Origin of the sequence: Butyrivibrio sp. X503 (genome assembly GCF_003625475.1) — a bacterium.
Taxonomy (GTDB): Bacteria; Bacillota; Clostridia; order Lachnospirales; family Lachnospiraceae; genus Butyrivibrio.
The window spans coordinates 13249-37761 of the sequence record NZ_RAIQ01000003.1 but is presented as its reverse complement, the minus strand read 5'-3'; the positions used below and the strand labels follow the sequence as shown (position 1 = coordinate 37761).

General features: G+C 38.9%; 39 protein-coding genes. 38 read left to right on the top strand and 1 reads right to left on the bottom strand.

From position 1 onward, the window contains the following. Nucleotides 1-170: 170 nt before the first annotated feature. On the bottom strand, nt 171-464 hold the full coding sequence (locus D6853_RS05590; protein WP_120657060.1) for a hypothetical protein: 294 nt from the start codon (nt 462-464) through the stop codon (nt 171-173). A gap of 138 nt (nt 465-602) precedes the next feature. Here D6853_RS05590 and D6853_RS05585 point away from each other — a divergent pair, with 138 nt between their 5' ends. From D6853_RS05585 to D6853_RS05400, 38 genes are all read left to right on the top strand, one after another. Next, the gene (locus tag D6853_RS05585) at nt 603-1289 is read left to right on the top strand and encodes an HAD family hydrolase (RefSeq protein WP_120657059.1); all 687 of its coding nucleotides are present in this window, start codon (nt 603-605) and stop codon (nt 1287-1289) included. Next, the gene (locus D6853_RS05580) at nt 1286-1639 is read left to right on the top strand and encodes a hypothetical protein (RefSeq protein WP_120657058.1); all 354 of its coding nucleotides are present in this window, start codon (nt 1286-1288) and stop codon (nt 1637-1639) included. The genes D6853_RS05585 and D6853_RS05580 overlap by 4 nt, the downstream gene beginning before the upstream one ends. A gap of 28 nt (nt 1640-1667) precedes the next feature. Further along, the gene (locus D6853_RS05575; protein ID WP_120657057.1) at nt 1668-3047 is read left to right on the top strand and encodes an alpha/beta fold hydrolase; all 1380 of its coding nucleotides are present in this window, start codon (nt 1668-1670) and stop codon (nt 3045-3047) included. Beyond that, nucleotides 3025-3891: a class I SAM-dependent methyltransferase gene (locus D6853_RS05570; protein ID WP_158588672.1), complete on the top strand. Its 867-nt coding sequence runs from the start codon at nt 3025-3027 to the stop codon at nt 3889-3891. Before D6853_RS05575 ends, D6853_RS05570 begins: the two co-directional genes overlap by 23 nt. Nucleotides 3892-3958: 67 nt before the next feature. Next, nucleotides 3959-4456, top strand: a complete 498-nt coding sequence (locus D6853_RS05565) for a GNAT family N-acetyltransferase (protein WP_120657055.1) — start codon at nt 3959-3961, stop codon at nt 4454-4456. 30 nt (nt 4457-4486) lie between these two features. After that, the gene (locus D6853_RS05560) at nt 4487-5014 is read left to right on the top strand and encodes a DUF1697 domain-containing protein (protein ID WP_120657054.1); all 528 of its coding nucleotides are present in this window, start codon (nt 4487-4489) and stop codon (nt 5012-5014) included. 88 nt (nt 5015-5102) lie between these two features. Next, entirely contained in the window at nt 5103-5531 is a 429-nt protein-coding gene (locus tag D6853_RS05555) for a GNAT family N-acetyltransferase (protein WP_120657053.1), read from the top strand. 15 nt (nt 5532-5546) lie between these two features. Further along, complete coding sequence (locus D6853_RS05550) at nt 5547-5945, top strand: cytidine deaminase (protein ID WP_120657052.1); 399 nt, start codon at nt 5547-5549, stop codon at nt 5943-5945. A gap of 64 nt (nt 5946-6009) precedes the next feature. After that, nucleotides 6010-6687, top strand: a complete 678-nt coding sequence (locus D6853_RS05545) for a zinc dependent phospholipase C family protein (protein WP_120657051.1) — start codon at nt 6010-6012, stop codon at nt 6685-6687. Nucleotides 6688-7156: 469 nt separating this feature from the next. Continuing rightward, on the top strand, nt 7157-7858 hold the full coding sequence (locus D6853_RS05540) for a flavodoxin family protein (RefSeq protein ID WP_120657050.1): 702 nt from the start codon (nt 7157-7159) through the stop codon (nt 7856-7858). Between the two features lie 94 nt (nt 7859-7952). Beyond that, the gene (locus D6853_RS05535) at nt 7953-8174 is read left to right on the top strand and encodes a YdbC family protein (protein ID WP_120657049.1); all 222 of its coding nucleotides are present in this window, start codon (nt 7953-7955) and stop codon (nt 8172-8174) included. 42 nt (nt 8175-8216) lie between these two features. Then, nucleotides 8217-8603 carry a CDI toxin immunity protein gene (locus D6853_RS05530; RefSeq protein WP_120657048.1) on the top strand — a complete coding sequence of 129 codons (387 nt, stop codon included), beginning with the start codon at nt 8217-8219 and terminating at the stop codon, nt 8601-8603. Between the two features lie 23 nt (nt 8604-8626). Next, nucleotides 8627-9118, top strand: coding sequence for a DUF6756 family protein (locus D6853_RS05525; protein WP_120657047.1), 492 nt, complete (start codon nt 8627-8629; stop codon nt 9116-9118). Nucleotides 9119-9157: 39 nt separating this feature from the next. Further along, the gene (locus tag D6853_RS05520) at nt 9158-9466 is read left to right on the top strand and encodes a hypothetical protein (RefSeq protein ID WP_120657046.1); all 309 of its coding nucleotides are present in this window, start codon (nt 9158-9160) and stop codon (nt 9464-9466) included. Nucleotides 9467-9492: 26 nt separating this feature from the next. After that, entirely contained in the window at nt 9493-10431 is a 939-nt protein-coding gene (locus D6853_RS05515; protein WP_120657045.1) for a hypothetical protein, read from the top strand. A gap of 3 nt (nt 10432-10434) precedes the next feature. Next, nucleotides 10435-11337 carry a radical SAM protein gene (locus D6853_RS05510; RefSeq protein WP_120657044.1) on the top strand — a complete coding sequence of 301 codons (903 nt, stop codon included), beginning with the start codon at nt 10435-10437 and terminating at the stop codon, nt 11335-11337. Between the two features lie 9 nt (nt 11338-11346). Beyond that, a complete protein-coding gene (locus D6853_RS05505; RefSeq protein WP_120657043.1) occupies nt 11347-12600 on the top strand; it encodes a coproporphyrinogen-III oxidase family protein in 1254 nt (417 codons plus the stop codon). Nucleotides 12601-12764: 164 nt separating this feature from the next. Beyond that, entirely contained in the window at nt 12765-13541 is a 777-nt protein-coding gene (locus D6853_RS05500) for a hypothetical protein (protein WP_120657042.1), read from the top strand. A gap of 51 nt (nt 13542-13592) precedes the next feature. Beyond that, nucleotides 13593-13781: an AbrB/MazE/SpoVT family DNA-binding domain-containing protein gene (locus D6853_RS05495; protein ID WP_120657041.1), complete on the top strand. Its 189-nt coding sequence runs from the start codon at nt 13593-13595 to the stop codon at nt 13779-13781. Between the two features lie 73 nt (nt 13782-13854). After that, on the top strand, nt 13855-14211 hold the full coding sequence (locus D6853_RS05490; RefSeq protein ID WP_120657040.1) for a hypothetical protein: 357 nt from the start codon (nt 13855-13857) through the stop codon (nt 14209-14211). 16 nt (nt 14212-14227) lie between these two features. Then, nucleotides 14228-14632, top strand: a complete 405-nt coding sequence (locus D6853_RS05485; protein WP_120657039.1) for a nuclear transport factor 2 family protein — start codon at nt 14228-14230, stop codon at nt 14630-14632. Then, nucleotides 14593-15102, top strand: coding sequence for a hypothetical protein (locus tag D6853_RS05480; protein ID WP_147367711.1), 510 nt, complete (start codon nt 14593-14595; stop codon nt 15100-15102). Before D6853_RS05485 ends, D6853_RS05480 begins: the two co-directional genes overlap by 40 nt. Before the next feature lie 93 nt (nt 15103-15195). Continuing rightward, nucleotides 15196-15621, top strand: a complete 426-nt coding sequence (locus tag D6853_RS05475) for a hypothetical protein (RefSeq protein ID WP_147367709.1) — start codon at nt 15196-15198, stop codon at nt 15619-15621. Next, nucleotides 15614-16492 (top strand): metallophosphoesterase family protein, encoded by an 879-nt coding sequence (locus tag D6853_RS05470; protein WP_120657036.1) that lies wholly within the window; start codon nt 15614-15616, stop codon nt 16490-16492. Before D6853_RS05475 ends, D6853_RS05470 begins: the two co-directional genes overlap by 8 nt. 16 nt (nt 16493-16508) lie before the next feature. After that, nucleotides 16509-16913: a hypothetical protein gene (locus D6853_RS05465; RefSeq protein WP_120657035.1), complete on the top strand. Its 405-nt coding sequence runs from the start codon at nt 16509-16511 to the stop codon at nt 16911-16913. A gap of 293 nt (nt 16914-17206) precedes the next feature. Further along, nucleotides 17207-18169 (top strand): hypothetical protein, encoded by a 963-nt coding sequence (locus D6853_RS05460; protein WP_120657034.1) that lies wholly within the window; start codon nt 17207-17209, stop codon nt 18167-18169. A 71-nt stretch (nt 18170-18240) separates the two neighbouring features. After that, nucleotides 18241-18741: a GNAT family N-acetyltransferase gene (locus D6853_RS05455; RefSeq protein ID WP_120657033.1), complete on the top strand. Its 501-nt coding sequence runs from the start codon at nt 18241-18243 to the stop codon at nt 18739-18741. Between the two features lie 17 nt (nt 18742-18758). Next, nucleotides 18759-19334, top strand: coding sequence for a chromate transporter (locus D6853_RS05450; RefSeq protein ID WP_120657032.1), 576 nt, complete (start codon nt 18759-18761; stop codon nt 19332-19334). Further along, entirely contained in the window at nt 19331-19891 is a 561-nt protein-coding gene (locus D6853_RS05445; RefSeq protein ID WP_120657031.1) for a chromate transporter, read from the top strand. The genes D6853_RS05450 and D6853_RS05445 overlap by 4 nt, the downstream gene beginning before the upstream one ends. 15 nt (nt 19892-19906) lie before the next feature. Beyond that, nucleotides 19907-20176, top strand: coding sequence for a helix-turn-helix domain-containing protein (locus D6853_RS05440; protein ID WP_120657030.1), 270 nt, complete (start codon nt 19907-19909; stop codon nt 20174-20176). Nucleotides 20177-20212: 36 nt separating this feature from the next. Continuing rightward, entirely contained in the window at nt 20213-20434 is a 222-nt protein-coding gene (locus D6853_RS05435; RefSeq protein ID WP_199704164.1) for a hypothetical protein, read from the top strand. Nucleotides 20435-20449: 15 nt separating this feature from the next. Further along, the gene (locus D6853_RS05430; RefSeq protein WP_120657028.1) at nt 20450-20647 is read left to right on the top strand and encodes a hypothetical protein; all 198 of its coding nucleotides are present in this window, start codon (nt 20450-20452) and stop codon (nt 20645-20647) included. A gap of 4 nt (nt 20648-20651) precedes the next feature. Next, entirely contained in the window at nt 20652-21173 is a 522-nt protein-coding gene (locus D6853_RS05425; protein ID WP_158588671.1) for a GNAT family N-acetyltransferase, read from the top strand. 29 nt (nt 21174-21202) lie between these two features. After that, a complete protein-coding gene (locus tag D6853_RS05420) occupies nt 21203-21721 on the top strand; it encodes a GNAT family N-acetyltransferase (protein WP_158588670.1) in 519 nt (172 codons plus the stop codon). A gap of 36 nt (nt 21722-21757) precedes the next feature. Continuing rightward, nucleotides 21758-22651, top strand: a complete 894-nt coding sequence (locus tag D6853_RS05415) for a DUF4261 domain-containing protein (RefSeq protein WP_120657025.1) — start codon at nt 21758-21760, stop codon at nt 22649-22651. A 55-nt stretch (nt 22652-22706) separates the two neighbouring features. After that, nucleotides 22707-23186, top strand: coding sequence for an HIT family protein (locus D6853_RS05410; RefSeq protein ID WP_120657024.1), 480 nt, complete (start codon nt 22707-22709; stop codon nt 23184-23186). After that, nucleotides 23187-23447 (top strand): GNAT family N-acetyltransferase, encoded by a 261-nt coding sequence (locus D6853_RS05405; protein WP_243108302.1) that lies wholly within the window; start codon nt 23187-23189, stop codon nt 23445-23447. A gap of 38 nt (nt 23448-23485) precedes the next feature. After that, the gene (locus tag D6853_RS05400) at nt 23486-24340 is read left to right on the top strand and encodes an SMP-30/gluconolactonase/LRE family protein (RefSeq protein WP_158588669.1); all 855 of its coding nucleotides are present in this window, start codon (nt 23486-23488) and stop codon (nt 24338-24340) included. Nucleotides 24341-24513: the final 173 nt, after the last annotated feature.

Below are 24513 nucleotides of genomic sequence, written 5' to 3'. Positions count from 1 at the left end.
CTCTCCTTTTATATCCTTTCGGATCGTGCATAATTACATTCTCTTTAACATTTTAGTCATTATAATATAACAAGAAGTTAAAAGCAATAGCTGCCACTCAAAAAGAAAAAGACCTTGAGAGCAGCGCTCTCAGGGCCTTGAATTACAGTGTTTTATTAAGATATGCCGATTTACTCGTTTGCTTCCGCCGGTGTTACCAGCATATTAATGGATTCCATCGCAACTTCATATATTGATGCGAGTTCCTTGGAACCCTCATCGTCTTTTTCCGCAAGCTTCTTGTACTGAGTTGTGAAATATGCCTTGGCCTGCTCTATAGAAGCACGGGAGATCACATGTCCGTTGCAGTACATTGTTCCCGTCTCGGAATTATATTTACCGGAAGAAACTCTATTCTTCTGGGCATCGCCAACTCCCATTGATTTGGCAAGTGAATATATCAGATCCTCGCGTCCGTCTGTCATTGCTTCCTCCTTGTTTGCGTTTTTTCTATTATATCGCAAGAATTACTGTGGTTTCAAGCCCGATATTATGGGCTTTTTAGGTGGTTTGCGGGCGGGGATTTTGCTATAATAAATTATTGTTATTTCAGGGAGGAGCTTATGATAAAAGCAGTTATCTTTGATATGTTTGAGACACTTGTCTCATTGTTTGAAGGAAGTACTTATTTTAGTGAAGATATAGCGGCGGATCTTGGAGTTGAGCATGATCCGTTTAGGAAAGCGTGGCATGCGACGGAAGAAGCCAGGACGCTGGGAAAGTATACGATAGAAGAAGGCATCGGGGAAGCGCTTAAAGCAATGGGGATTTATTCTGAAAAGAATGTTGCGATGGTGGCAGACGGAAGAAAGGCAACGCTCGAAGATTCTTTTCGCGTGATCCCGAAAGAGTCTTTGGATTTACTTCATGCCTTGCGAGCAAAGGGGATTCTTACAGGGCTTATCAGCAATTGTTATTCCGACGAAGCAAAGATAATCAAGAATTGTGAACTATATCCTTTGTTTGATGCGGCGATGCTTTCATATGAGCAGGGAGTTGCTAAGCCCAACCCGGAGATATATCTTAGGGCAGCCGCCGAACTGGGCGTTAAACCCGAGGAATGCTTATATGTCGGAGACGGCGGCTCACGAGAGCTCTTTACCGCCAAAGAGATCGGGATGCATCCCGTGCAGGCGTTGTGGTACAGACACATGATGTTTGAACCGCATGTTCCAAGCCCTGTATTTGATGAATTCCCGCACGCGGAGAGTAGGAAAGATATTGAGGAAATGTTGGAGGAGTTGGTATGAACGGATTACGAAAGGTATTAAGAGTGGTTGATGTTGTTGTATTTGTCTGCGCTACGCTGGCGATAGCGGGCGTCTTCTGCGAAGGAATGGCAAAAAAGTGGTATGACTTTGTCGGAGTTTTTGTCTTTTGCTCAGACTATTCGTTCCTTATTGCCACTGTTCTTCATGTCATTGCTGACAGAAAAGAAAAAATTGCATTCGTTCATTATTTTTCACTTACAATTCTGATAGTCGGACTTATCATGAAGGTTGTCGGAATACCATATCACCCGCTGGTGCTTACAATCTGGTTCCAGTACATCTGGTTCTTGTACGGAATCATTCTTGCAAGGAGATACTTAGTTAGGTAAGAAGATATCTATGTAAGGAGAATTAACAGTGAATTCGAATGATTTTTCTATCAGAAAAGTAAAAAAAGATCCTGCAGATATCAGCGCCGTAGTCGGAATATATAATTCAAACAAGGATTTTTTGATTCATCATTTGGGAAAAGAGAAGGTGACATCAAGCTTTATTTCTCACGAGCTTCAAGAAATGGAAGAGCATGGATTCAGCTCGAATCTGATAATTGAAGCAGGAAGTCCGATCGGCGTGATCGACTATATGCTTCAAGATGACGGATATGTCTATCTTTCCATGTTGATGCTTGCTTCATCGGTTCAGAAAAGCGGAAAAGGAAAGGCAATTTATAAGTGCTTCGAAGAAAAGATGATTGCTTCCGGAGCTAAGACGATCCGGATAGATGTAGTTGATGATCACGAACCAAATGTAATCCCTTTTTGGGAAAAACAGGGATTTTCGTCAAAGCGTAGAGATGTATTGACGTGGGGAGACAAGACTTCAAGCGTTGCTGTGATGGAAAGGAAAATGAGTCACATTTCTGAGGCAAAGATTTCCGATCATGAGAGAAGTGCTACTTTTGAAAATGATGGTTTATTTATAAAAGAGCAATCATTACAGACAGAAAAGGGTAGTGTCATCTACTGGAAATCAGATAATTGGAAAAAAGACGCAGATACAATCTTTTTTCTGCACGGGCTTACAGCCGACCATACCATGTTTGACCGGCAAACGCCTTATTTTGAAAAAGAATACAATGTTATAGTTTGGGATGCTCCGGGGCACGCGCAATCCAGACCGTTTAAGGATTTTGACTACGCGGATGTGGCCGAGTACATTAATTCCATTTTGGATGAATGCGATGTTAAAAGAGTCTTCTTGGCAGGTCAGTCGCTTGGAGGTATGCATGCGCAAGCATTTATAAAAAGATATCCCGATCGTGCAAAGGGGCTTATATCGATTGACAGCACGCCTTACGGATTTGATTATTATTCCAAATTTGATATTTGGATACTTAAACAAGTTGAGTGGATGTTTAACCTTTATCCGCTAAGAGCAATGAAAAAGGCTATGTCAAAGCAGGTGTCGGTTACTCAGGAAGCATATGACAATATGATGGAGTCTCTTTTACCTTATGGAAAAAAAGAGATATGTCATCTTGTAGGGATGTCGTATGCAGGTTTTCTTGAAGATAATTGTAATCTTGAAATCCCATGTCCGGTTTTTTTGATCTTGGGTGAAAAAGATAAAACAGGTAAAGTTATGCAGTACAACAAAGCATGGGCGGAAAAGACCGGATATCCGCTTAAGATTGTCAAGGATGCTGCGCACAATGTGAACGTGGACAGACCTGATGAAGTTAATGCATATATTCGTGAGTTTATGGAGGGAGTTAATGCATCGCAACTTTCTATTTGACCTTGATCAGACGCTGCTTGATTTTCATGCTTCTGAATACAAGGCACTTGAGATTCTTAATGATAATGAGCTTTTGTTTTATAACGAATATGAGAGCTTTTACAAAATGACAGAGAACTCCAAGGCTTTTGAAAACTTTTGCAGGGAAGCTTTTGGACAGGATTTTTCGCAGGATGGATTTAGCGATATAAATCAGATAAACAGAATTCTTAAATACATTCCTAAGGGAGAGGATGTCCATATTCTCGACGTCGGATGCGGCAATGGAAAGATGCTTGGGTATTTGCAGGATAAGACCGGGGCGTATATCCATGGATTTGATTATTCCGAAAGTGCGATCGATACCGCGAAGAAACTTTTTCAAACCAAAGCGGATTTCAAACAAGGAAAGATCGGGGAGACAGACTATCCCGCGGAGCAATTCGACTTGGTTGTTTCCATGGATTCGATGTATTTTGCACCTGATATGGAAAAGTTTGTTTTGCAAATAATGAGGTGGCTTAAAAAAGACGGCGTGCTGTTTGTGGGGTATCAGGAGGGCGATGTGATGCCCAAAACGGATAACGAGAAGACCACGGTCTTGGCTAGGGCATTGGATAATTGCGGGATCCAATATGAGGTTGAAGATATAACTTCAGAAACCTATGAACTACTCAAAAAGAAAAGAGATGCCGCGCTTTTGTATCAAAAGGATTTTGAAAAAGAGGGTAATAAGGACTGGCTCGATCTTCTTTTGCTTCAAACAGATTGCGTCACGGAAGGCTATGATTCTTTTGCGCAGAAGATGGCAAGGTACATATATGTTGTGAGGAAGAATGAACTCGGAAGACGGGGTCACGGATAAGCAGTATCGAAAAAAGCGTTTGATATGCGGCTGGAGTGATGGATTCCGGTTTACGAGGAAAAGAAAAATGAAAATAAGAGCATTTAATCTCGACAAAGATTTTGACGTGATCAAGACATGGATCACAGATGAAAGAACACATATGATGTGGTGCGCCAATCTGATCCCGTATCCCATCGAAAAAGAAAAGTTCAGGTGCTTTCTGTCAGAAATAGCAGAAAGATTTGGAGACAGTCCTTTCGCTGCGGTAGATGAAGAAGGGCGTGTTGTTGGATTTTATTGCTACTCACTTAATCACGAGACTCATGAAGGGATGTTTAAGTTTGTTATGGTGGATGCATCTGTTCGTGGTCAAGGAATCGGAAAAGAAATGATCAGGCTAGCCGTTTGCAAGGCCTTTACAGATCCGGAGGTTTTGGCCGTACAGCTTAATGTCTTTCCGGAGAATGCAAGAGCCAAGAGATGCTATGAGGGTGCCGGCTTTACAGAAAGGCAGATTACTCCTAACGCATTCAAGTATAAAGATGAGTCTTGGGGTAGATGTAATATGATTATAAAACGTTAAATCGGAATTTGTATGGTTATGGGGGACTCAATGAAAAAATATATAGCATTTCTTCGTGGTATAAATATTAGCGGTAAAAACAAAATTAGAATGTCTGATTTGAAGTTGGAACTTGAAAATGCAGGGTTTACGCAGGTGTCAACATATTTGAATAGTGGCAATGTTACATTTTTATCTGATGACAATAATCTTAAGAATAGAATTGAAGATATGATTCTAAATAGATTTGAACTTCGAATTCCAGTATATGTAGTTGAAGCAGATGTGTTAAATGATATTTTGTCTAATGCACCTGAATGGTGGGGTTCAAATAGTAAAGAAAAATATGATAATTTAATTTTTATTCTTTCAGATGATACACCTGAGCAAATATATGAGATGGTAGGACCACCTTCCGATGAACTTGAAAAAGTGCAAAAGTATAAGAATGTTATATTTTGGACTTTTGATAGACAGCAATATCAAAAATGTAATTGGTGGAAAAAAACTGCAGCTAATGAAATTGCAGATAGATTAACAATTAGAACAGCAAATACAGTAAAGAAGGTTTGCAAATAAAATTCGAAGTTAATCGCACAAATTCAAGTTTGTGGAGGGATTATATTGCAGGATAATCCGCTATACACAGATAGGGAGGTTATTAGGAATGCAATATAGGTTTTATAAAGAAGCCGATATAGAGGAATTGGCAAGAGCAATGTCTGAGGCATATTCAGAAGAACCATGGAATGAAAAGTGGAGCGCAGAGAGGGCTGTTCAAAGAGTACAAGCTATATTAGGTAATTATCAGTCTATCGGTTTGGTTGCGGAAGAGGAAGACGCAATAATAGGAGGGCTTCTTGGGTATGTAGATCCGTATGCGGATGAGGATTTCTTTTACGTATCAGAACTCTTTGTTGTTCCCCAATACAAAAAACATGGTATTGGAAGAGGTTTACTAAAAGAACTCGAAAATGAATTAAAGAAAAAGGGGATTTCTGTAGTGCAGTTAATGTCTATAGAACCAAATGAAGTATTCTATGGGAAATGCGGATTGAGTAAGGATGACGTATCGGTTTTATTCAAACGAGTATAGAAATGGGAGGCCAATATGACTTTCTATGAAATAGACAAAGAAGACGAAGAATTGATAAAGATTGCTTTATCGAAATTGGAAAGCAATTTTGATGATAAAAAGTACAATCATACGGTGGGAGCTGCTATCAGGTGTAAAAACGGTAATGTCTATTCGGGTGTGAACTGTGATGGGATACATGGCTCATGTGCGGAATATATCACTATGGGAATAGCTATCTCTGCGGGAGAACGGGAATTTGACACCATTGTTGCGGTTCATAAGGATTTTCCAAATAAAGTCATAGCACCATGCGGAAATTGCAGACAAATGCTGATAGAGTATTGTCCGGATATTAAGGTTATTCTTAATGATTATGAGAATAAGCTGGTAAAGGTGGGAATAAAAGATTTACTTCCATTTGCATGTTTGTAGAGGAATTATATTGCAGTTTTATTGACGAGGACAAATATAACAATAAGGAAAAGGAAATGACAAGATGGCCGGACAGATGGTGCATATGGAAGTTGCGTATAGACTTGCTGAACGCATGGGGATTGATGAGGGCAAGGCTGAATTTATTCTTGGATCCGTCGCGCCGGATTCAGTATATTTTTCAGAATCTTATTTGGAGAAAAAGGTACATTCGCATTTTTTCGAGAATTGCGGCCCGTGGGGAGATACGCAAGATTATGATCAATGGATTGTTAATATAAAATCTTTTTGGAACAAGTACGTGAAAAATGAAATGAATTCCAAGAAAAAGGCGTATTTATTGGGAATGTGCGTGCACAATCTCACAGACTATTGGAACGACCTTATGATCTGGCGAGTACTTCAGAAGAATATGTTAAAATCCATGAGTTATGAAGTTTTCAAGGAGGAGTATTATCCGGAAGCTCAGGCGTTAAACAAATGGATGTTTCAAAACAGCCCAAACACTGCAGAGATTTTTAGATTGCTTGGCGAAGCGGAAACGATAGATTTTGAAGATTATGTAACTGCCGATAATCAGAATACAATGAGAGAACATCTTGTAGGTAACCAGTATAACATTCAGGGAAAGATTGATGTTTCCGGTCACAAGTATTTTCCTTCTGAGATGCTGATGAATTTTATCGATGTAGCTGTAGACAGGATTGTAAGTCAGTTGGAAGAATTTGAATGCTACGCCTAAGTCATGGCTTATTGTAAATTGCAGTTTTATAGACTAATCCTTTGAGTGGATTAGCCCGCTAGAATAGGCAGATATACTGCCATTATATAGGCTTTGCCCAAAGTGGCAGTGCTTTTTTGAACTAAGATACTGCTACTATTTTAAAATGATGAATAGTGGCAGTTGATTTTTAGCTACGGATTCTGCCTCTATCAAGAAAGTGAAGATAGTAGCAGTATAATTGACTTTAAATAGACTGCTACTATTAGATAAAACAGGATAGTGGCAGAAGAACAGTCTCCATTTAAACTGCCACTTTCAGGAAATATGCAAAAGTAGCAGAGAAGAACCTCAAAGTTGAACTGCTACTATGGCAAGAATAAGCATAGTGGCAGGACAAAAGCCAACAGCAAGTTAATCAGAAGTTAATCGCATAAAAATTGGAAAAGCACATAAGACAGTTTAGCAGGATATATAAGAGAGAAGAGAAATGAAGATAGTAATGATAAACGGTCAGAATCATAAAGGAAGTACATATAATATCGGGAGATTACTGGCAAATAAGATCGGAAGTGATAAAGATATAGTTGAATTCTTTCTTCCGAAGGATCTGAATCATTTCTGCCTCGGATGTTATACCTGCATAGAGGATGATACCAAATGTCCTTTCTATGAAGAAAAAAACAGGATAATGAAAGAAGTTGAAGAGGCAGATATTCTGATATTCACAACTCCGACTTATTGCCTGAGAGCCTCAGCCCCGATGAAGAACTTCATAGATCTGACATTCAATTACTGGATGTCACATAGACCGCGAAAGTGTATGTTCAATAAAAAGGCAGTTGTCATATCAACCGCAGCAGGAAGCGGAGCAAAGAAGGCAGTAAAGGATGTAAGTGATGCACTTTTCTATTGGGGTATTCCCTGTATCGTTGAATATGGCATCTGCATACAAGCCATGAATTGGGACGGAGTCAGTAAAAAGAAAAAACAGAAGATTGAAAAAGATACAATAAGGATTGCGCAAAGGCTTTCCCGAAAAAAACGCGTAAAAGCAGGTATAAAGACTAAAGCCATGTTTTCACTGATGCGTATGATGCAGAAAGCAGATCTTGGGTCCGGTGAAGCAGACAAATCGTATTGGGAGAAAAGCGGATGGCTTGGTAAAGAAAGACCTTGGAGGATGAAATGACACGATTCTGTGGATTGCCCTTTATGTGGAGGCAAATTAATGAGATCAATGAGCAAATGCCAGATTAACAAATTTCAATTTATAGGGGATTAACATGAAGCTAAAGTATAATATTTATGAGCATCTCGGGAATATTTCAGAATCAAATAATGGTTGGACTAAAGAATTAAATTATATAAGTTGGAATGAAAGAGAGCCTGTTTATGATATTCGAACATGGTCAGCGGACCATACTGAATATGGAAAAGGGGTTACTATTACTTCAGGTGAGATGAAGAAGCTTCAGGAATTGATAAAGGATAAAGTTGTATTTTGATAATTTCACATTAGTTGAATCGATTATAAGGACGTAGCAGGTATGAATGATATTTATAAGCAAAAGATGGAGAGGCTAAAAGAACAGGCACGAATAAAAGCTCAAAGACTTAGATGGATGGAAAATGAATTGCTTCAAGAATGCTTATCAGCTCTAAATACCTACGTAATTGTTGATGATGAGAATTTGATGAATAAGGTTTTTGATATAGCTTCAAATAAAAAAGATGTAGAGATGCACTCACATAAGGATGAAGTTTTATTAGATGATGAGCAAAAATACTATATTGTTTGGGACGAATTGTCACTTCCACTTGTTTTATGTTTAGGAGAACGTATAAATAATTGCTGGGATGACGTTATGGCTGTATCATTTGATACTTATTTTGTAAACGAATCTATGACTGAAGCAATCGGAGTAAGAAATTAAAAACAAGTTTGTAGGTGACAAGTATGGAAGACAGCTGGAGAGAGACTCTTAAGAAAAGACCTGTCAGAACGTGGAGCAGAGTTGAAATTGAAGAAATTATAAAAGAAAAGCATATTGATAGAACTAGATTTGGAGAGTATTCAAAGTCTGCGTATCAAACGGTAATTAATAGATTCTATTATGCGTTTACTGATCATGATTCCAATTCTACAGTAAGAGTTCAAGGCACATGGAATAAGATGAGAAAAAGTTTGTGTAAAGTAGATTATGTATCTGAGGATTTTGGATGGAATGAAATGCTGGCTTCAATGAAAGCAAGTGTATTAACATACTGTGATACAAAATGCTTTTTGCTTTTAGATGATGGCTGGCTATACGAGGGATATATAGATGAAATCATTGAGGTGCTGAGAGAAATTGATGGTTTCATAGATGCTTTTTATATTTTTACAAACCGTTATGACGTGCTGTTTTCTTATTCGGGGGATTCACGTGGATACGTGCTTTATAGGTAGATATATCAAAAAATTTCAATTTTGAAAAGGCAAAGATATATGGTATTAGAATGCTTTATAAAGGCTTCATCAGATGTTCAGGCTGTAGATACATTGAGGAGCTGGCTGACGGATATTGAACAAATACAATACTCTGAAATAGTAGCAGAGGCATATTGGAAGATTGATGGAGTCTATGTTACAGACGCAAGAGATATAAGGATAGATAATATACAATTATTACTGGATTATTTGGCTGATCAGTGGATTAAAATTGGAGATCCGGTCGACGAGTATATTGCGTCTGAAAACGATGAGAACGTAACATATATAAAAGACGATTTGTTGATGGCACATATTTATTCTTAGCCCCGGTTTGTAATGGAGAATACAAAATGATTGAACTTGAAAAAGAGCACTTGGAAAAATTGAATCAGTGGCGTCAAGCTGCTTTAGAAAAGGCATGCGGGGATATTCGTGAGTATCACAGACTTTTAATAAATATTTGGCATGTGGGTTATTATCCGGATAAAGAAGTGTTGTTGGATAAATTGAAAGCTGCGACTAAGGAAAAAGATTATGCGCTGATGCAGCAAATTTTTTTCACATACAATAAAAGGGAGTTATCTTGGCAGCTTTCAAGTGGTTATGATCACTGTTATTTGGTGTATAGAGTAATTCCATATCTATGCTGCGCAGAATATGATGAGATATACAGGGCACTCCCTAAGGACCTTAGATTGTCTGATAATGGGCTTTCTATGTTTGTGAACGCGACAGCTCTTTTGCAATGTATTATGTATAAGGGCAAGTATGACGAACAAAAGGTTATTGCTAAAGCGGAGAAGTATGTGGCATCTAAACAACCAATATGGTATAGAGCCTATGCGGCTTGCTTTTTAGCAATTCTAAAGGAAGATGCCGAAATGCTTTCGGAAAAGCTGCAGGTCTTATGTGATTACCACTCTCGCCAGGATATATTAGGATTTATGAAGCTTCATTGTCAGTATGCCTATGGCATTCTTGTATTTGCAAAGCATAATTTGACAGAGGAGTGTTTTAAAAAGATTAAACTACCTAAGCATAAGACTTTTGATCCCGGATATATGGAGTGGGTATTTGCAGGACAGTTTGTGAGAAAAAGTATCTATGATTACAAAGCTCCGTTTGAGGTATTTAATCTCGTGTATGAGATGCCACTTCCAACGACTGTTTTGTATCAACCGTACTTAAATAACGATCGTGCACAAGTCAGTCCGCAGGCAAAGAAGTCTTATCATATGGATTGGGAAACGATGGATGCACAGGTTTTAGATTATGTTATGGGGAAGTAATTAATGAAGATAACATCTTTTTTACCGTTGTTGTGGTTTGGGGTTAAGACGGTAGTATTTAAGAAAAAAGACCCGATTCTTGGGACGGTCATAATTACCGATAAATGCAATTTGAGCTGCAAGCACTGCTCAGTCAACAATATAACCGGAGTTATGCATCCGTATAGTCAGATAAAAGACGAAATGCAGCAGCTATATGACCTTGGCGTTAGGATTCTCTTTTTCTGCGGCGGTGAAACGTTTATATGGAGAGATGGAGATAAGACGATAAAAGATCTGGTGCATGAAGCGAAGAATATGGGATTTCTAATAGTTAATGTCGTTACCAACGGTACTTTCCCGATAGATCTTCCGGAAGCCGATCTCATTCTTTTAAGTCTTGATGGAGACAAAGAGCGCCATAATGCAGTTCGCGGAGATACCTATGATGTGATCATGGAGAATATAAGCAACGCTACATCAGATAATATCTGCTTTTATATGGCGGTTAATCAGATAAACAAGGATGCTATCCGGGATGTTTGCTACGCGGCGAGAGATACAAGGAACGTTCGAGCAGTTTCTTTTAACTTCCACACGCCGTATCCGGATACGAGAGAGCTTGCCCTGTCAAAAGAGGAAAAGGCTAAATGCTGCGAAGTGATCGGCCAAATGATGGATGAAAAAGTTCCGGTATTTAATCTAAAGAGCGCCTTTCCGTATTTGATAAACAACAGCTTTCCAACACCGTGTCATCAGTGCCTGGTTATTGAAAACGGCAAGATTTCCGTATGCGGGCGATGTATCGATGTACCCGGGCTCTGTGATGAATGTGGTTACTTTTTTGTCGCGGAATATACGCTTTTGTTTAGCGGCAATCTGAGATTGATATTTGAAATGTTTAGAACGTATCTTAAGTACGTATAGGTTTTTGTTATGAGTTTTTTGACTGATCTTACCAGAATGTGGTTTACGAGAAGCTTCAGACCGTTTGTCTTTACAAACAGATATGATAACGAGCTTGATTACGCTGATTGCGATCGGCTCGGGCTTTATGTCCATATACCTTTTTGCAGGTCAATCTGTAATTTTTGTCCGTATTGTAAAGAGATTTATGATCCTGACAAGATGGATCGATACATCGATTCGTTGTTAAAAGAGATCCATCAGGTTGGGAGTAATATTAAAGGGAAAAAGACTGTCACAAGTCTTTATTTTGGCGGAGGAACGCCGGCACTTGCGGTTGACATGATAGGAGAGATAATAGATGCGCTTAGCGAGCACTTTGAGATAACCGACGGGATTGGGATAGAACTACATCCCGACAATGTTAAACCGGAAATACTTTTAAAGTTAAAAGATGCCGGAGTGACAAGGATAAGCATTGGAGTTCAGTCTTTTCTTGATAAGTACGTGGGTGTGCTGGGGCGCGCAAAAGTAGATGTTGATGCAATGAAAAAAGCGCTTTCCGAAATATCTTTTGACACGGTATCAATGGATCTTATCTTTGCACTGCCTGATCAGAATATTGAAGATCTTAAAGCCGATATAGAGATGGCGTTTGAGACAGGAGCCAATCATGTAGCGGTCTATCCGTTTATAGATTTTACGTTTACATCAAGTCCAATTAAGGCAATGGCTAAGCGAAAAAAACGACAACTGATGGATCAAATGACTGATTATTTTGAGAAAAAAGGATGCTACAGAAGTTCTGTCTGGACGTTTTCATCTTCGGAAGAAGCCAAGTATTCATCTATGACAAGGGATAATTTTCTTGGTTTTGGTTGCTCGGCTACGACTCTTTTACCGGATCAATTTAAGGTTAATACGTTCTCTGTAGATGAGTATTGCAGACGCGTAAATAGTGATAAATTGCCGACTTCGCTGACCATAGATTTTAAAAAGAGACAGAGAATGGTCTACTATCTTTTCTGGACGGCGTACAGCACAAGGGTGAATATCAGGGCTTTTGAAGATTTCTTCGGAGTTTCGCTTAAGAAAATGTATGGATTTGAAATCTTTCTGGCAAAGCTTTTCGGATATATCACTGAGACGGACGGAGAGCTGATCCTGACTTCAAAAGGCGCATTTTATTTTCATTATTATGAGAATTACTATACTCTTTCCTACATCGATAAGATGTGGGGACTTATGAGAAACGAGGCCTTCCCTGAGAGAATGGTACTATGATGGAACTTGATGACGTGGCGGTTCATTTTCGAAATGCGCTATAAACATTTTAAAGAAAATTGCCGATATAAAAGATAGCAATGGAAATGCGTGTCTTTTCAAGGGATTGACCATCCTTGAAAGGGCACTTTTTTTATGGAAATTTCTTTTATATGGAGGCGAGTATGGGAATAGCAGCGATAGCAAATGATTATTGGGAACAATCTTATAAATCTGCAGTAGGAAAAGAGAGTGTCCCCGGCGTAGACAAGACAGAGAGCTTTGGGCAGACACTGCAGGCTGAAACCGAAAAGAAATGTCCGTATAGCTTTTTGGCGAAGGATGGCGTCATACAGTATAACGGGGTTACTTTTGTCTGCGATTATAATCAGAACGCCATAACCTTGGGGAATATGTATGAAAAGGATAAAGTCCTTAGGATAGCGCTTCCAAGCGGCGGAAGCCTTCATGTCAACATAGACAAGATTGATGATTTGGCAAGAGCGGCGGACATGTTTACACCAGAGGATCTAAATGCCATAATGCGAGCTATCCATGAATATAATCATTGCACGAGGAAACGCCTGGAGATAGAAGAGGAAAAGGTCGAAGAGCCGGCGGAAGCGGCCGCGGAATCGGAAACTCCCGATGTTGAAAAAGATATTGAGGAAGACGAAAACTCGCTTGTTTCACAGATAAACGCATTCAGAACCGAGCTGTACTACAAGCTTATCAATAATGAGACTGAGATCAAGATTCGGATAGGTAGCCAAGAAATGAGCCTTAAAGAATGGGATAAGCTCATGGACAGAGTAGACAAAGAGCTCGAAAATATCCACGAAGCGCTTCTTGAAAAAGAGAAAAAGCAGGCGGAAAAAGAAAAGGAAGAAAAGATCAGAAAACTGTTTGAAGAAAGAAATAATGCTAATGGTTTAACGGATATTTATCAAAGACTGAGCTGATTTATTTATTATATGGATATACAATGTATATACATAAAGGAGGTATTGCTTATGCGGGCTCAAGTTAAGACATGGGGCAATAGTCAGGGAATTAGAATACCCAAAGAAGAGCTTCAGGAAGCTAAAGCATTTCGACATAGAGCATTAGAAGAGCGTGTTGCTGAGTATGGTGGAAAGCTTAATATTGATGGTGAATTGTGCGAAAGTGGCTATCTTTGTTATAGTTATTCCATATGGTAAATGCTTATCAGAACACTTTTGGAACATGATATAATATTCCGCAGATGGACATATTTAGAGGGAATTGAGATATATGCTTAATTTAACAGAGAGTGAATTATCAATGTTTAGTGAAATACCGGATTATAGTGAAGATTGTTCTAGGGGATATGACAATTATCGCTACATAGTTGGATACGGCTACAGGTATGGATGTGGATATATTGTAAAAAATGGTGAGTGTACTGCGTATGCATTTCATGGTTATCCATCCAGAAATGAAGACTATTTTACGACTGTTAAGATTTCTGAGCAGGAATTGGAGGAAATCCTTGAAAAATACCCGAAGTGTGAAATTATATCCAGAACAAAGCAGGATTGGAAAGAATTTGAACGCAAATATATAAATGATCACGAAGTCATGCTAAGGGGTATGGATCAGTTATTGTAGAGGTTATCATAAACTTATGAACATTCAAGATTTTTGGCAAGCTATAATTACACAAAATGAGGAAAAACTCAAAACGTTTTTTACCGAGGACGCAAGCATTCGTTGGCTTTGTACGAATGAGCAGTTTACGGCGTCTGAGTATATTACTGCAAATTGTAAATATCCGGGCAACTGGATCGGTGAGATTGAGAGAGTAGAGGAAAACGGCTCAACAACAGTTATCGCAGGTGCGGTTCGATCAACGGACGGATCTATAAAATGTCATGTTGTGAGCTTTATCAAGTTAAGGGATGATAAAGTCTGCGAGATGGATGAATACTGGGCGGATGACGGAGAAGCTGATGAAGTGGAAAAACAGATAGCGCAGGGTGAAAAAGACATTTGGAAAGAAATATCAAAGTTGTTGGGGAAAGACAGATGATGAATTGTATAGAGATGATGGATGCTTTTAACAGCATTCAAGGCTGGAAAGTAGTAACCGGTTTTTCTGTCGGCGGATTTGAATGGTTAGCGTTTTCAAAAAAGGATCCGTCAAAGATGCTTATCATATCGAGTCAGAAAATAACTGTGATTGATTGTTCGACCGGTGTGTTGGAAGAGTGTGACGCCGATTATGATGAGGAAGCGTTGATTGCTTACTCTGATTCATTACCGGATGAGGAATTATCATTGGCCGGTCTGTATGGCGGACAGTTGAGGCAAGAGACAGAATCCGCACGTGTTGAGGTTATAACTTCAGAGAATCATATTACTAAGGCTTTCTTTTTTTCAGAAGGTAAGCAGACGTTAATATTTGATAATTATAGCTTTTACACATGCGGTTTTAGTTACGATGGAAATTACTTTGTGTTGGCAGATGATGGTGGCATTGATATTTTGAAACGCGTATAACTGTATTCATGCAGATGACGGAGGAAGAGTTAAAGAGTGTATCACATAGAGGGTGTGGCCGAATGCAACTTTGATAATATAGAGAAAGTTGTATTGGGAAGTGGGAAGATTTACTATGTCTATGATGACGAAGACCCGGTAGTCAGTGTAGAAATAAATATAAACAGTTTCTTTTCTGATGCTATTATTTTCAATGACTATATGGTTATAGGTAATTACTGTGAAGGAATATATTTGATCAGCCTTATTGATCATAGCGTGCGTAACATTAAGATAAGAGGCTACTTTGCTTATTTTGAAATTGATAAGGACGTACTGTATGTGCTTGGATGCAATAATGTAATAGCCTTTAACAGTGATCTTGAATTAAAATGGGAAAGTGATAATTTGGCAGAAGATGGCGTGGTTTGTGATTCTATAGAAGATGATATTATGACAATATCATGCGAGATGAATCCGCCCGGAGGCTGGATTGAAAGAAAACTATCGCTTGTAGAAGGGAAGATTATAGATGAGTAATATAGCAGTATTATCAGACATCCATGGAAATCATGTTGCTCTTAGAACGTGTTTGGATTATCTAAAAGATAAGGATATAGATTCATATTTTTTTCTTGGAGATTACACTGGCGAATTCCCGGGAATAGAGCAGACTATGAAGATGCTGTATGACCTGAGGGAAAAGAAACAGTGTCTTTTTATAAGAGGTAATAAAGAAAATTATCAGATAGATGAACTGGGTAAAGAATATCCCGAGTGGGATGATTATCCAAGTACGATAGGAACACTGAGATATGCAAATAAGCATCTAAAAAAAGAAGATGTGGAGTTTTTTAATAGTCTTCCGATTACACTGACAGTGCAGACGGAAGGGCTTCCTGATATAGTTATCTGTCATGGTTCGCCTAGAAAAGTGAACGAGAAGTTTGCGATAAATCCGCAAAGTTTGAATGAGGTCGTCTCAGAGACAAAGGCAGATTATATAATATGCGGACATACGCATAAAGAGATGGAAACGATGTGCGGGACAACGCATGTCTGGAATCCCGGATCGGTAGGCGTTTCTATCGATGAACCATATAGTTATAAATTTATGATCCTTCATGGTTGTGACGGTGAGTGGAAACCGGAGTTTATATCATTGGAAGCAGATACAGAGCGCTTGGTATCTGAACTGAAAGAATCCGGGTTATTTGAGATCGCACCTTATTGGACTCGTTTTACCGAACTCATGATTACAGGGAAAAACAGCAAACATACGCATGGTAGTATGCTTAATCGCGCTATGGATATTTGCTTGAGAAAAAACGGGGAATGCAATTGGCCTATGGTACCGGAAGAGTGTTACGCAGAGGCGTTTGCCGAAATTGAGAATTCAGGTTTGTATTGATGTGGAGGTTTTACAGATGACGAATGAAGAATTAAGAAGCAGCATAGTTAAAGTGTTGGAAGAGATGAAGAATAAGGCTCATGACATGGGCATAAAGGGTGTAGCTGTTGCATCTGTGCTTAACAAGGGAGAATCTGTAGATTGGATCGGTGAAATGAAAGTAGTGGATACTCCGTTCAACTTCAATGAGGGTTGGAATCTTGTTGGCATCGCGTGGTCAAAATGTGCGGAAGCAATGGCTACAGAAGCAGACAGCGGTAATCCCGACCATAAAGCGATACTCGGTGAATGCGGTTTCGTAGGCGGGGCTTATGAAGAATACAAAGGATATAAGATGTCTTTTGCATTCAGCGGAGCTCTTTCCGAGGAGGACCTCGAAGTAGCAAAGTATGGAATTGAAAAGATGAAACAGGAACTGTGAAACACAATTTGAAAGGGTAAAAATGGAACTGAAGAAGATTGAGTATAAGTTGTCCGTTTGTAAAGTGGCAGATATTTCTGATATAAGATCCGGTTTGTGCGTAATAACGTTAAATCCTTAAGAAAACAGGTCAAAATCTTAAGGATTTTTTTCTTTATTCCTGTTCCCTTCTATGCTAGAATCATTTTTGTGCTCACATCTGAGCAAATAATTCTAAGTTACATTCTATTTTTCACGGCTTTCGCCATCAGATTCCTAAGAAGTAACTAAAAGCAACGAAAGAAGGTAAGTTTATGAAAATTGACAACCAGAAGTACAAGGACACTGTGTTCAGAAAGCTGTTCCATGATAAACGGCGGCTTCTTGAATTATATAACGGTGTCAACCACAGTAATTATGACAATCCGGATGATCTGGAGATCACCACTCTTGAAGGCAATACTTTTCTTAATATGAAAAATGATCTGTCATTTATCTTTGATTATGAACTTAGTCTCTATGAACATCAGTCCAGCCCTTGTCCCAACATTCCGTTAAGAGATCTTGAATATGTGGCAAGTATCTACAAAAGGATCGTTCCTACTGAAGAAACATATAAGTCTCATGCGATTAGCATTCCAACTCCAAGATTTATCACATTTTACAATGGAACAATTAAACTAGAAGATGTAAAAATATATAAGTTATCGGATCTGTTTGCCAAGAAAACGGATAATCCAGAGTTAGATCTTATTGTTAAAGTCATAAACATCAACGAGGGCCATAATAAAGAGCTTATGGAGGATTGCAAAACCCTTAAAGAGTATTCCATTTTTGTATCAAAAGTGCGAAAATGTATAAAAGAAGCTAAAGAACGAAACAAGGAAATGAACGATATTATCGACATGAATGACATTACTCAGAAAGAAGTTGTTAGCTCGGCAATATCAAGAGCAATCGACGAGTGTATTTCTGAGAACATTCTTAAAGATTTCTTGCTTGAGAACAAAGAGGAGGTCATTGAGATGGGTGTTTTAGGATATAGTGCAGAGAGGCATCTACAGGTCATACAGGAAGAGAGTTACGAGGATGGCGTTAAGGCCGGCTATGATAAAGGCTATGGTAATGGCTATGATAAAGGTGAGAAAGCTCTTGCAGAACTTTATGATTGGCTTTTTGAAAATAATCGTGTATCAGATGTTCAAAAGGCAAATAAAGATTCAAAATATAGAAAAGATTTATTTGATGAATATATAGCATCAAAAAACAAAAACTAAAAAAGTAGAAAGAGACTTTTTAAAGTAAATTCTTTGAAAAGCCTCTTTTTCTGTATTTGTATGAGGAAGATATGAAAATTGAATACCGACTCGGAACCAAGCAGGATTTAGATGATATTTATATTTTGATACAGCAGGCCATCGCTGAGATGGAGAAACATGGTATTTTCCAGTGGGATAACATCTATCCCGGACGGGAAGATTTCGAAAAAGATATTGATAATCACACGCTTTATTTGGCGTATAAGGAAAACACTTTGGCCGCTTTATATGTAATTAGCGGTGAATGTGATGATCAATACAGTAACGGACAATGGGAATACGATGAAAAAAGCGCATATATACTTCATAGATTCTGCGTTTCTCCGGCGTTTCAGAATCAAGGGATAGGAAAAGCCGTGTTGCAGCATATTGAGGAACAGATTAAAGGAATGGGATATGAATCCGTCAGACTGGATACCTTTACGGAGAATCCCTTTGCCAATAAACTGTACTTACATAATGGCTATGAACCCAGAGGATATGCAAACTGGCGCAAAGGTAAATTTGTTCTGATGGAGAAAAAACTGTAAAACAAGGAGGAATTGTTTTGCCTATATTATTGGATTTATTTCTTACCTTTGCCAAGATAGGAATGTTTACTTTTGGCGGAGGATACGCAATGATTTCTCTTATTGAGAATACATGCGTTGAAAATAAAAAATGGATCACACATGATGAAATGATGACACTGACAGTGATAGCAGAATCTACACCGGGACCTATCGCGATTAATTGCGCAACTTATGTTGGGTACAAGAAAGGGAAAATACCCGGAGCAATAGCTTCAACACTTGGGATGGTGTTACCTTCTTTTATAATTATTTATTTGATATCGAGATTCCTAAATCATTTTCTGGAGATAACATGGGTGGCAAATGCTTTTAAGGGAATCAAGATAGCGGTGGGAATTCTTATTGTTGATGCGGCTGTTAAGATGCTAAAAAAGATGAAGAAAAAGCCGATGCAGATTGCAATGGTGTGTCTTTCAGCGGCTTCAATGATGATCATAAGCCTATATAAATTAAATATTTCTTCGATGGTACTGATGCTTGCAGCTGCATTTATCGGAATCATTGTATTTGTAATCAATAATATGATGGAAGGGGAGCGTGCAAAGAAATGATTTATTTGGATCTTTTTATAGGCTTCCTGGAGGTTGGCTTCTTTTCTTTTGGAGGAGCATATGCTGCCATACCTTTTATTAAGGATGTAGTTACGGCTCATAATTGGCTTGATGAAGAAATGCTAACGTATATGATTGCTATAAGTGAAAGTACGCCCGGACCGATCATGGTGAATATGGCCACCTATGTTGGAAGTGAAAAAGGTGGCTTGATAGGAGCGGCAATAGCTACCGCGGCTGTTGTGCTTCCGGCTTTTTTTATTATTTTACTTATCATGGTTGCTATGAATAAGTTCCTTAAGAACCGATATGTCAAAGCTGCCCTAAGTGGATTGAAGCCATGTATCATGGGAATCATTTTAGTGACAGGTGTGCTCATGATCTTAAAGAACTGCGGATTATTGTTTAATGGTAGAGCAGATATTCTTACAATTGTATTGACTTGTTCTATTGCATTTATATATTTTGGATCAAGGCTGGTAATGAAGAAAGGGATGAACCCTATTATGCTGATTTGCTTGTCTGCATTTGTGGGTATTGTGGTGTATGCTTTTTGAATAATAGGTGTTGATATGGAATTGGATGTATTTGCTAAAATGATATCAGAAAAGAGAAATGCCTTAGGATTATCCATGGCGGATGTTTCTGAAAAAACAGGCATTGCTGTTGATCTTTTGGAAAAATATGAAGCCGGGATACAAAAACCTAAAGCCAGAGACCTAAAGAGCCTTGGAAAAGCTCTGGATATTCCGCCCGTGATACTTATGCACGGCCCATGTACAGCGCATTATAGCAACATTGACGAGAATGGCCACAAAATATCGAAATGGAAAAAGTATTAAAGAGATCCGTAGTCTATGGAGGTCGTGCAAATGGAGATGAAGTCTATTCTGATCAAGGATACAACAAAAGAAGAGCGGGAGCAGATAGTAAAGAGCTCGCTTGATTGTGGCGGAGGATGTGAGAATTGCTCATCGTGCTGGCTTGGCGGCGGAAATCCCTGGGATATTTATCAGGATTATATTGACGGCAAGAAAGAGATCCGCGAGATAAATATGGAATACATGGAAAAATACCGTCAGGACAGGCAGATCCATTGAGGAGATTTTGATATTATGGTAAATGCACCCGAGATACAAGATTCTACAACTGAAGAACGCAGAGCTTATATAAAAGAGAAATTCCCCTGTATTGCGGATTGTGATATGTGCGGGCTTTGCAAAGTTTTTCGCGGAAAAGACGCTGAGACGGCCTATGCTGATTATATTAGCGGAAGTAGGTCGTTTATAGATGTGTCGGCTGACTATAGGTGAGAGAATGATCATAAAACCATTAGACTATAAAAAATATAAAGGACAAAAGTACAAAGCGGAAGTTTTTTCAGATAAATACTTATCCATAGAACCGAAAGGGGATGGATTTGACATAAAATGGGAAGAATCAGATGAAACTATAGTGAAATATGTAGAAGATGATATCTTTTCTGAGTGGTTAGATAATCCTGTGGCATATGGAGCTTTTGAAGAAGATAAGTTAATTGGCTTCGTAGAAGGTTTTTTGGAAAAATGGAACAACAGGTATAGAATTTCCAATATCTGCGTTTTTGAATCAAATGCAAGGCGAAATGGTGTTGGTTCAGAGCTTCTTAAAGTAATTATTGATGAAGCTTTAAAGAGTGGAGCAAGGATGGTTGTGTTAGAGACTCAAAGCTATAATTCCAAGGCAATTTCTTTTTATAAGAAAAATGGATTTGAGATTATAGGCTTCGATAGATATGCGTATTCAAATGATGGGCCCAAAGAGCATAATATAAGGATTGAAATGGGAAAGAGAATATAATGGATTCTAGCTTGCGGTGGAGAGACAAGATGATAAAAACTGAGCGACTGTTGATCAGACGAGTTGAAGCAGGGGATTGGCGTGCAATACAAAAGATATGGCTGGATGAAGCAGGTTCACAATATGCGCAATACGATAACATAAAGGAACTTGACGATAGGTCAGTATCTGACAGAATAGCCGTATGGGCGAAGGAAGCTAAGGCAAACGATCATATCTTTTTTGCTATCTTATTAGATAAAGATATTATTGGCTATATTTCATTGAATCGAAGCGAGGATTCTTATGAAATTGGCTATTGTTTTCATTCAAAGTATCATGGAAAAGGTTATGCAAAAGAGAGTATCTCGGCAGTGCTTCCCTTTCTAAAAAGCATCGGCGTATCTAGGGTTACTGCCGGAACGGCAATAAATAATATACCGTCGATAAGATTGCTTAATTCACTTGGTTTTAAACAGATAGGAACGGAAAAAGTTTCTTTTTATAAAGATTCTAATGGAAATGATATATTTTTTGATGGTGGAGTATTTGAATTGAAGTTATTATGAAATAAGCTTATAAAAGGGATAAAGGAGTAAGATTATATGGGATTATTTAGAAAAAACGAAAAAGTTTTGAGGCAGGATCTGAATCAGAAAGGTGATCACCCAGGGATGGTTTTCATGATCCATCTGCTTATGGAAGATAAGTGTGATATTCCGGAAAAAGAGTTTATGACTGGAATCATGCAGAAGCATTTTGGGGAAGTAAATTGCTTTTTACACAGCGATGAAATGGCGGGATTTTTACCCATGAAGTACTCGTTGCATTTTGAAAAAGACAATGCTGATGTTCCGCCTCAATTAATGATCATGAAATGCATAGATATAGAGCAGCCACTGCTGGATGATATAGCTAAAAGTCAGCTGTGGGATTGCCAAGATTCCGAACAGATTTTGAACACATGCAAATATCAAGTCATAGCCACGGATATGCTTGCAGCGGGATTGGATTATAAAGAACGCGCTGAAATGATTGTAGACTATGTAGAAGCATTGGTAGAAATGTTTCCTACATGCAAAGCAGTTCTTTTCGAAAACTCAAAGAAGATGTATACGAGAGAAGCGATTCTGAATTGTTCAATTCCGAAAGAATCAAAATTCATATATTATGCCGTAAATGTGAGATTCTTTAACATTGAAGGCAGTGAGGATATGCTGGTAGACACTTTGGGAATGAGCATACTCTTTTTGCCGGATCTCCAATATCATTTCCACGGGATGGATCCAAACTCAGTCGTGAACCATGCTTACAATATGCTCTCTTATATTTTTGACAATGATAATCCGATAAAATCGGGCGATAACATTGATGGAATCAAGGATGGCAAAATGAGCCAAGAGATTCAATGGAAAGTTCAGTACGAGGATGCATTGATCCAGCCTGTAAGACCGGTTATTGATATAAATATGGGAGAATTTGCTTCAGGGAGTCGATAATGGCCCCCCCTAGGTACGGCAGCAGTCCATTTTACCGGGAGGAGATTGAATTATTATGTGTTTTGTTTGCGACAGAATAAAACAGACCAAGGAAGGTAATAACCCATATTTTGTAAAAGAACTTGAGACAGGGTATGTGGTTATTGGGGATTATCAGCATTTTGAGGGATATACGCTCTTCTTATATAAAGATCATGTGGTTGAATTATACGACCTTGATCCGGTGGTCAGAGTCAAACATTTAGAGGAAATGACATTAGTGGCTAAAGCAGTCGCAAATGCATTTAATGCCGAAAAGATGAACTACGAGTGCCTTGGTAATGGGGAAGGCGGCGCACATATTCATTGGCACTTGTTCCCGCGAAGAAGCGGCGATATTGAGTCATATGGTACAGCCGGCAGGGGCCCTGTCTGGATGTATCCAAAAGAAAAAATGTACGCAGAGGAAAACCGCCCAACTAAGGAAGAACTCGAGAAATTGAAAGAAAAGCTCCTTGTTGAGCTTAATAAAGTATTCGGAGGACAAAACAGTTAATTGGTAATAGAAACAGAGCGCCTTAAGATCCGCATCGCATCAGATGACGAGATGAGAGGTATTATTGATAAGCAGACTGATGAGGAGATGATAAAAGCATTTAGTGAGATGCTGCAGGAATGTCTTGATCAGCCGGGAGTCTCCCGCGTAGACGCGGAGACGGATCCTGATAACAAAAAGTCTCAAAGAGTTCTTGAAAAATGCGGTTTTGTTCCGTCAGGGATAATGGGCGAAGAAGGACCGCGGTTTTATAAAGAATGAGGATATAGGAGATTATTTGTTTAGAAAAGAGGCATATTTTGAGCGAATTATTTAAAGTAGAAGCAGTCGGAAGTGAAAAATACACACTCGGGGAAGGACCGTACTACGATCCTAGGTTTAAGAGGCTGTCCTGGGTGGATATCGTGGGCAGAAAGCTCTTGTTTTTAAAGGATGGTAAAAAAGAGTCTGTAGATCTGCCACAGCAGGTAGGTGCAGCGATACCTCTTGCGGGCTCGGACGGTTTTGCGCTTGCTATGGAAGACGGTATTTACTTATATAAAGACGGAAAAATAGATCTTTTTTTGGACCTAAAGAACGTATTTAAGGATTACTGGCGCTCTAATGATGCCAAGGCGGACGCCAAGGGACGCCTTTGGTTTGGCGCATCGGTTGGCGATGATGACCATGAGGCGGAAGGAAATCTCTACCTATACAATAACGGAAAGCTTGATATCAAGGTTGCAGACACTAAGATTTCCAACGGAATGGCGTGGAGTGCCGATAAAAAGAAGTTTTTCTTTTCCGATTCTCTTAAATATGCTGTTTTTGTCTATGATTACGACGAAGAGAGCGGCAGTATAAGCGGCGGAAAGGTTCTTTTTAATGTTGAAGACGGTATTCCGGACGGTCTTACGATCGATTCGGAGGACAATCTTTGGGTTGCCTTCTGGGGCGGCAGCAGGATAGAAAAAAGAAGCGGTAAGACCGGAGAGCTGTTAAAAACGATCCCTATGCCCGCCAAACAGGTTACATCCTGTTGTTTTGGCGACGATGACATGAGGACATTGTACATAACTACTGCAGCAACGGGGCTTGAAGGAGAATTTGACGGCTGTTTGTTTAAGATGAGGACGGACGTTAAGGGTGTGAAACCGGACTACTGCTTGGTTTGAGCTCTTTTGCCTAAAATAAATATAATAACCATCGGACTTTAGAGATTTACATCTCCTGAAACACGCATGTTCAGTGAGGTGTAAATTTTTTTGCGTTTTATGGTTAAGTTATCCAAAAAAGTGCCCGATAAAAAATGTGGAATCGAGAAGAAAATAAAACAAGCCACATAATG